The organism is Geobacillus sp. B4113_201601 (assembly GCF_001587475.1).
GTDB classification, from domain to species: domain Bacteria; phylum Bacillota; class Bacilli; order Bacillales; family Anoxybacillaceae; genus Geobacillus; species Geobacillus icigianus.
In genome coordinates this window covers 1-1,002 of record NZ_LQYX01000017.1, presented here as the reverse complement: position 1 = coordinate 1,002, position 1,002 = coordinate 1, and the positions used below count along the sequence as shown (strand labels likewise).

The window sequence follows — 1,002 nt, the reverse complement described above, 5'->3', positions numbered from 1 at the left end:
ACCCGTGGTGCTAGATAAAATCGAGTAAGCATAAAAATAGCCCTTGCCTGCGGATCTCCTGTAGAATGAAAGTGCGACCCAACATTCGAAAGGAGAATCCCCATGCAAGAGCACTTTCATTTTACAACAGACAAAGCGAAAATTCAAAAACAATATGCAGCCATGTTCTTTTTTGTTTCTGCCCAGCTGTCACACATTCAATGCTATCTTCAACGCCGCAATCGTCATTTGGCGAAACAAGAAGACGCAGTGATCACTGCCATTCATCTGTTAGGAAAGTTGCTTGGCTTCTCTTCCGAACGTGCATGGCATCGCTTTGTGACTGGGAACTTGTTCACGGATGGACGTTTTCTCGAACGTTCTCGATACCATCGCCGTTGCCGATCGCTGCGCTTTGCGATCAAATGGATTCGTCATGAACTGGCGAAACGTGGGCAACACCATGCCTATGCGGTCGTAGATAGCATGCCAATCGAGTTGTGCCATGCCGCAAGAATGTACCGTGTCAAACGATTTCAAGGCATCGCTGACATTGGATTTTGTGCATCGAAAAAGCAGTGGTACTATGGGTTTACGTTTCATCTTCAAGTGACAGATCAAGGGCTACCTATGGGATACGTGGTAACCGAGGCGTCCTGTCACGATCGAACTGCAGCTGAAACCGTCATGACTCAAATTCCTCACCCCTATAACTTGGGTGACAAAGGATTCATCAGTAGTGAATGGCAAAAAAAGTTGTATGAGGCGTACCAAATCGCTTTTTGGACTCCATCTCGCAAAAACCAGAAACACCGCCCATCTGAGTCATGGGAGACATGGCTCAAACAAAAACGGAAAGTCATTGAAACGGTATTCTCCGTCCTTGTTGACCAATATCGTATGACAGACATTCGTGCGAATTCGATTGCGGGATTTGAAGTAGCACTCGATGGCATCTTGTTGGTGTATTCGCTTGTAACACTCGGGCTAGTTGAGCGCTAGCGCTCAACTAGCACCACGGGT

Annotated in this window: 1 protein-coding gene; it reads left to right on the top strand. The window is 46.8% G+C overall.

Annotated elements, in window-relative coordinates; all coding sequences use genetic code 11:
• The first annotated feature begins 102 nt into the window (after positions 1–102).
• Positions 103–981, top strand: a complete 879-nt coding sequence (locus B4113_RS02445) for an IS982 family transposase (RefSeq protein WP_033843624.1) — start codon at positions 103–105, stop codon at positions 979–981.
• The last annotated feature ends 21 nt before the right edge of the window (positions 982–1,002 follow it).

What these genes read in the sequence shown, in the direction of transcription:
- B4113_RS02445 (WP_033843624.1), top strand. Translation starts at nt 103, where the DNA reads ATGCAAGAGCACTTTCATTTTACAACAGACAAAGCGAAAATTCAAAAA.